The organism is Nocardiopsis lucentensis DSM 44048, assembly GCF_000341125.1.
GTDB classification, from domain to species: Bacteria; Actinomycetota; Actinomycetes; order Streptosporangiales; family Streptosporangiaceae; genus Nocardiopsis; species Nocardiopsis lucentensis.
This window is the reverse complement of the sequence record NZ_ANBC01000047.1, coordinates 1-6,328: the sequence shown is the minus strand read 5'-3', so window position 1 is coordinate 6,328 and position 6,328 is coordinate 1. Positions and strand designations below refer to the sequence as shown.

General features: G+C 72.6%; 8 protein-coding genes. 5 read left to right on the top strand and 3 right to left on the bottom strand.

Going from position 1 to position 6,328, the window contains the following annotated elements; genetic code table 11:
- Both D471_RS0101385 and D471_RS32510 read right to left on the bottom strand, forming a co-directional pair.
- Positions 1-466, bottom strand: a 466-nt coding sequence (locus D471_RS0101385; RefSeq protein ID WP_017596967.1) for a TIGR03086 family metal-binding protein, incomplete at its 3' end; no start/stop codon positions are given.
- Positions 467-567: 101 nt separating this feature from the next.
- Positions 568-1,089, bottom strand: a complete 522-nt coding sequence (locus D471_RS32510) for a GtrA family protein (protein WP_017596966.1) — start codon at positions 1,087-1,089, stop codon at positions 568-570.
- 228 nt (positions 1,090-1,317) lie between these two features.
- On the opposite strand from D471_RS32510, the gene D471_RS0101375 reads away from it, so the two are divergent.
- The 4 genes from D471_RS0101375 (at position 1,318) to D471_RS0101360 (ending at position 4,037) form a co-directional block, all read left to right on the top strand.
- Positions 1,318-2,475 (top strand): 5-(carboxyamino)imidazole ribonucleotide synthase, encoded by a 1,158-nt coding sequence (locus tag D471_RS0101375; RefSeq protein ID WP_040687818.1) that lies wholly within the window; start codon positions 1,318-1,320, stop codon positions 2,473-2,475.
- Entirely contained in the window at positions 2,472-3,023 is a 552-nt protein-coding gene (gene purE / locus D471_RS0101370; protein ID WP_017596964.1) for a 5-(carboxyamino)imidazole ribonucleotide mutase, read from the top strand. Before D471_RS0101375 ends, purE begins: the two co-directional genes overlap by 4 nt.
- A gap of 138 nt (positions 3,024-3,161) precedes the next feature.
- Positions 3,162-3,578 (top strand): helix-turn-helix domain-containing protein, encoded by a 417-nt coding sequence (locus tag D471_RS0101365; RefSeq protein ID WP_026127302.1) that lies wholly within the window; start codon positions 3,162-3,164, stop codon positions 3,576-3,578.
- Positions 3,579-3,626: 48 nt separating this feature from the next.
- On the top strand, positions 3,627-4,037 hold the full coding sequence (locus tag D471_RS0101360) for a VOC family protein (RefSeq protein ID WP_017596962.1): 411 nt from the start codon (positions 3,627-3,629) through the stop codon (positions 4,035-4,037).
- A gap of 127 nt (positions 4,038-4,164) precedes the next feature.
- Here the strand turns inward: D471_RS0101360 and D471_RS0101355 are convergent, their stop codons facing one another.
- A complete protein-coding gene (locus D471_RS0101355) occupies positions 4,165-4,743 on the bottom strand; it encodes a TetR/AcrR family transcriptional regulator (protein ID WP_017596961.1) in 579 nt (192 codons plus the stop codon).
- Positions 4,744-4,872: 129 nt separating this feature from the next.
- Here D471_RS0101355 and D471_RS0101350 point away from each other — a divergent pair.
- On the top strand, positions 4,873-6,328 hold a 1,456-nt coding region (locus tag D471_RS0101350), incomplete at its 3' end, for an MFS transporter (protein ID WP_017596960.1).

Below are 6,328 nucleotides of genomic sequence, written 5' to 3'. Positions count from 1 at the left end.
CCCCCCCCCAGCCGTGGGCCGTCCGCACCGCCTCCGCCAGCGCGGGATCGTCACCGGGAAAGGCCTGACCGGTCGCGACGGCCAGGTCCCAGCCGTGGACGAGGACCTCGTCGACCGCGACGGCTCCGGCGTCCGCGGCCGGGAAGTCGAGACCGCCCGCCCGCGTCATGCCGGTCCAGGCCGCCTCCCGGAGCCACGCGTGCGCCAGTCCGTCGAGCCGGGCGGGGATCCGCGTGCGCCAGCCCGGGGCCAGCCGTGACGCGTCCGGGACCGGGGGAGCGTCGTCGGCCGCGCCGAACTCCTTGACCGCCGCCGCGGTGAAGGCCGCGCACAGGCCGTCGAGGTGGTCCAGGAGCGCGCCGACGGTCATACCGGTACACGGGGTGGGGTACGTGAGCTGGTCGTCGCGCACCCCCCGCACGATGCCGGCGGTCGCGGTGGTCGCGGGGCGTGGGTCCGTCGTCATCGGTTCTCCGCTGTGGGGTCGTCGGGTACGCGGTCAGTGTCGCACCCGGGACCGACGATCCGGTTCCTCACCACGGCGCGCGTCGCCGAGGAGGGGAACCGTCAGAGGTTCGGGTTCCGTGCCGGATCCGCACCCGACGGGCTCGAGGCCCGGCTCCGTACCGCCTCGTCGGAGCCCTCCCACACGATCGGCTCCTGAGGCGGGAACACCCACGTCCGGTAGGACCAGAACCGGAACAGCGTGCCCAGCCCGACACCGACGACGTTCCCCGCGACGTTGTGCGCCAGTTGGCCCTCCAACGCCAGCACGTACACCGCGAAACCCTGGCAGCCGAGCTGGAGGAGCATCCCCACCCCGTTCATCACCAGGAACAGCACCGTCTCGCGCGCGTACCCCGTGCGCGCCCGGTCCCGGTAGGTCCAGAACCGGTTGCCGACGAACGCGATCGCGATCGCGCACGCGGTGCCGACCACCTGGCCGGCGAGGGGGTCCGTGCCGACCCCCCACAGGAGGTTGGTCACACCGAGTTGGACCACGTAGGCGATGGCCCCCACGGAGCCGAACCGGCCCACCTCGGCGGTGAGCCTGGCGACCCGGGGGCGCCGCTGGAGGAACTCACGCACGGACTGGATCTCCCGTCGGTCTGGGGGTCTGCTCGTCTCGTGTCCCGGCCCGGCGGGCCGCTCACCTGGGGCGGGGGTGGGCCCTCGGGGCACGGAGCGGGCACGCCCTAGACTCTAGCCGGGGACTGGAGCAGGACCCCGGCCGCGGGTTCCGAGCCGAAACGGCCAGGTTCCGCATCGCGCGGAGCCGTCCCGTCACCGCGGTGGACGAGCATGAGTTGAGGAACTGTGAGCGAGCGTAACCGCACTGTCCCCCGTGTCGGAATGGTGGGAGGCGGACAACTTTCCCGGATGACTCACCAAGCGGGCATCGGACTGGGAGTGGACTTCTCGGTCCTGGCCGCCAGCCCGACCGACAGCGCCGCCCTGGTCTGCGGTGACGTCACCCTGGGGGACGACCGGGGGCTGGACGACGTCCTGGCCTTCGCCAAGGCCTGCGACGTGGTGACCTTCGACCACGAACACGTACCCGAACCCGTCCTGCGCGCCGTGGAGGAGGCGGGCGGCCTGCTGCGCCCGGGCCGCGACGCCCTCCGCTTCGCGCAGGACAAGCTGCGCATGCGCACCCGGATGGCCGAACTCGGCGCGCCCTCCCCGCGCTGGCGTCCGGTCACCACCGCCGACCACGTGAGCGCCTTCGCCGAGGACACGGGCTGGCCGGTCGTGCTCAAGGCGGCGCGCGGCGGCTACGACGGCAAGGGCGTGTGGATCGTCGACGGCCCCGCGGAGGCCGCGAAGGTCGTCGACCGCGCCGTCCAGGAGGAGGTCCCGTTGCTGGTGGAGGAGAAGGTGGCCTTCTCCCGGGAGCTGGCCGTCCAGGTGGCCCGCTCCCCGCACGGGCAGGTCGCGGTGTACCCGGTCGTGGAGACCGTGCAGCGCGGCGGCATCTGCCACGAGGTGATCGCCCCCGCTCCCGGCCTCGACGAGGAGAAGGCCACCCGGGCCCAGGAGTTGGCGATCGAGATCGCGCACGCCCTGGACGTCACGGGCGTCCTGGCCGTGGAGCTGTTCGAGACCGCGGACGGCGTGGTCGTCAACGAGCTGGCGATGCGCCCGCACAACTCCGGCCACTGGACCATCGAGGGCGCCCGTACGTCCCAGTTCGAGCAGCACCTGCGCGCGGTGCTGAACCTGCCGCTGGGCGCCCCGCGCACCACGGCCCCCTACACCGTCATGGCCAACCTGCTGGGCGGTGGGGACCCCGAGGTCTACCGCCGCTATCTGCACGTCATGGCCAAGGACCCCGAGGTGAAGGTGCACTTCTACGGCAAGGACGTGCGTCCGGGCCGCAAGATCGGGCACGTCACCGTCACGGGCGACGACTACCGGGACCTCCTGGAGCGCGCCCGCGACGCCGCCGACTACCTTCGAGGAGACGACCAGTGACCGACAGCGCCAACGGGCGGGGCCCCGCCGTGGGGATCGTGATGGGATCGGACTCCGACTGGCCGGTGATGCGTGAGGCCGCGGACGCTCTGCGGGAGTTCGACGTCCCCTTCGAGGCCGACGTCGTCTCCGCGCACCGGATGCCGCACGAGATGATCCAGTACGGGACGGAGGCGGCCGACCGCGGCCTGAAGGTGATCATCGCCGGAGCGGGCGGCGCGGCCCACCTGCCGGGCATGCTCGCGTCGGTGACGACCCTCCCGGTGGTGGGCGTCCCGGTACCGCTCAAGTACCTGGACGGCATGGACTCGCTGCTGTCGATCGTGCAGATGCCCGCGGGCGTGCCGGTGGCGACCGTGGCGGTGGGCGCCGCCCGCAACGCCGGCCTGCTGGCCGTGCGCATGCTGGCCGCCGGTGACCCGGAGCTGTCCGAGCGGATGACCCGGTTCCAGGAGGGGCTCAGGTCCCAGGCCTACGCCAAGGGCGAGCGGCTGCGCCGGGAGGTCGCCGAGGACGGCAAACCCGCCGGGTTCGGCCTCGGGCGCTGACCGGCCGGTGCCGATCGGCGGACCGACCATGTGATGACGGCCGTTCGGGTCCTGTCCCGGGCGGCCGTCTCGTCGTCCGCGTCGAGTGCGGGGAACGGGGCGGCGTGGGCACAGCGGGCGCGGGGGCATGATGGTCGCATGAACCGCGCAGTGGAGGACAGCAACCGCCGCATGCTCCGGGCACGGGACGCGATGGACCGCGCCTACGCGCAGCCCCTGGACGTTCCGGCCCTGGCGCGGATCGCCCACGTGTCCGAGGCGCACTTCTCACGCACCTTCCGGGCCACCTTCGGGGAGAGCCCGCACCGCTACCTCCAGCGCCGCCGCGTCGAGCGCGCGATGTTCCTGCTGCGCGCGACCGACCGCAGCGTGACCGACATCTGCTTCGAGGTCGGCTTCGGGAGCCTGGGGACGTTCAGCCGCACGTTCAGCGCCATCGTCGGGACGTCACCGAGGGAGTTCCGGCGGGAGGCGGCGGCCCCGGTCGTGCCGACGTGCTTCACGATGGCGTGGGCGCGACCGAGTCGGGCGCCCTCCGCGCCGGCCGACGACTGAGCGGTTTCGGATAAGTCTTCTCCAGGCCTGCTCACTACAGTCGTACACATGTTCAACGCGATCACGCACTCACAGATGTTCGTCCTCGACCAGGACGAGGCCCTCGACTTCTACGTGGGCAAGCTCGGCCTGGAGGTCGGCGCCGATATCGACTTCGGGGCCATGCGGTGGCTGACCGTCCGTGTCCCCGGCCAGCCCGAGCGGGAGATCCTGCTGGAGAGGCCGGGCGGTCCGGGGATGTCCGAGGAGACGGCGGAGCAGGTCCGCGACCTGGTGACCAAGGGCGCGATCGGCGGCTGGTTCATCCTGACGACGGATGACTGCCGCAGGACCCACGAGACGCTGCTGGAGCGCGGCGTCGAGTTCACCGAGGAGCCCACCGAGCGCCCGTACGGCATCGACTGCGGCCTTCGCGACCCGTTCGGCAACCGTATCCGCATCACCCAGGTGACCGCCTGAGCCCGGTCCGGCGAGGCGGGTTCTCCGGATGCCGGGCACCCGCTTCGCCGGAGCCGCGGGCGGGGCGGATCCCCGTGTCCTCCTCGCGGGCGTGGTTCGCCTCCCGTCCGCGAGGCCGGTGCGAAGGTCAGTTCCCACCGGGTTCCGGTGCGAGGGTCCGCAGACCGGCCAGGGCCTGGTCGACGGTGGGCAGGGAGCCGGGGTCGATCACGGCCTGGAGCACGTACCCGCTGACCAGGCTGTACACGACCGAGCCGAGGGAGGCGGCGGTGTGCTCGTCCACCTCCTCCTCCGGGACCCCGAGGACGATGGCCGCCATGGACAGGCGCGCCTGGGCGTACCCCGCGTCGAGCCGCTCGCGGATGTCGGGGTCGAACTGGGCCTGGGCGACCGCCTGCACGCTCGCCAGCAGCATCGGCCTGCGGTCGGGGATGGTGCCGAACAGCGCCTCGAAGAGCGCCCGCGCCCGGTCGTGCGGATTCCTCGCCTCAGCCGTGCGCACGGCGGCCTCGAAGGTGTCGCCCCACTCGCTGGCCGCCTCCAGCACGGCGGTGTTCATGAGGTTGTCCTTGGAGCCGAAGTGGTAGCCGATGGAGGCCAGATGGGCCCCTGACGCGGCGGCGATGTCGCGTGCCGTCGTGCGGCTGTAACCCTTCTCGACCAGGCACTTCTTCGCGCCTTCCAGCAGGTCCTCGCGTTGGCTCATGCGGGGAGGGTAGCAGGAGGACGTACGTACGTATCGCTGGACTCGGGCCGGTGGGGAGGATCGGGTTTCCGCCGATGTGAACGGACGTACGTATTGACGGACTATTTTGACGTACGTACGATCATCGCCATGCGCACCCACGACCGACCCGCCGCCCGCACCTGGGTGGGGCTGATCCTGTTGCTGATACCCGCGCTGCTGGTGTCCATGGACATCTCGGTGCTCTTCGTCGCCGCCCCCGCCATCGCCGAGGACCTCGACCCCACCGGATCCCAGTGGCTGTGGATGATGGACGTCTACGGCTTCGTCATGGCCGGGCTGCTCGTCACCATGGGCTCCCTCGGTGACCGGATCGGCCGTCGCCGCCTGCTGCTCAGCGGTGCGGCGCTGTTCGGGGCGGCCTCCGCACTGGTGGCGCTGGCCTCCTCACCCGCACTGTTCATCGCGGGTCGGGTCCTGCTGGGGGCGGCCGCCGCGACCCTCGCCCCCTCCACGCTCTCCCTCATCCGCGCGCTGTTCACCGACGGGGCGCGGCGCCGACTCGCGGTCGGGCTGTGGACGGTCGCGTTCACCGGAGGGGCCGTCGCCGGGCCGATCCTCGGCGGCGTCCTCATGGAGTTCCTCCCCTGGGGTTCGGTCTTCCTCGTCAACCTGCCCTTCATGCTCCTCCTGCTCGCGGCGGCTCCGTGGACCGTCCCCGAATCCCGCGACCCCGGTTCGGCCTCCTTCGACCTGTTCGGCGCGGGCACCTCGCTCGTCGCCGTCCTCGGCCTCGTCCACGCGCTCAAGCGGTTCGCCGAGCACGGCGCCGACGCCCCGGCCCTGGCCTCCCTCGGGGCGGGAGCGGCGTTCCTCGCGCTGTTCGCGTGGCGCCAGCGGAGCGCGAAGCACCCGTTGATCGACCTCTCCCTGCTGGCCAGGCCCGCCTTCGCCGCCGCCGTCAGCGGGGGCGCCGTGGTCTCCTTCGCCGCCGCCGGACTGGGGCTGCTCACCTTCACCTTCCTCCAGACCGTGCACGGCCTCAGCCCGCTGGCCGCCGCTCTGTGGGCGCTGCCGACCTTCGTCGGTACCTTCCTGGGCGCGGCCGGGACGGGCGCGCTGGCCGGACGGGTCCGCCCGGCGCCCTTGGTCTCGGCGGGCCTGCTGACGTCGGCGGCCGGGTTCGCGATCGTCGGGTCGGTCGGTCCCGACACCGGCCTGCCGGTGTTCGTCGGCGGATACACGGTGGTCACGCTCGGCGTCGGGGTCGTGTCGACCATCGCCAACACGCTGGTCCTGGCCACCGCGCCGCCGGAGCGCGCGGGGTCGGCGGCGGGCATCTCCGAGACCAGCCACGAACTCGGCGCGGCGCTGGGCATCGCGACCCTCGGCACGGTGTCCACGGCGATCTACCGCGCGACGATGGAACAGGAGTCGCCGGAGGCCGGATCCGCCGCGACGGAGACCGTCACCGGAGCCGTGGCCGCGGCCGGCGAACTGGCGGCTCCCGAGGCGGGGGAGCTGCTGGACACCGCCTTCGCGGCCTACACGAGCGGGCTCTCGGCGAGCGCCATGACCGGGGCATCGGCCCTGGCCGGGGTCGCGC

Bases quoted from the DNA above. Each gene is read 5' to 3' on its own strand.
- D471_RS0101360 (WP_017596962.1), top strand. From the start codon at position 3,627: ATGTTCAACGCGATCACGCACTCACAGATGTTCGTCCTCGACCAGGAC.
- D471_RS0101365 (WP_026127302.1), top strand. From the start codon at position 3,162: ATGAACCGCGCAGTGGAGGACAGCAACCGCCGCATGCTCCGGGCACGG.
- D471_RS0101355 (WP_017596961.1), bottom strand. From the start codon at position 4,743: ATGAGCCAACGCGAGGACCTGCTGGAAGGCGCGAAGAAGTGCCTGGTC.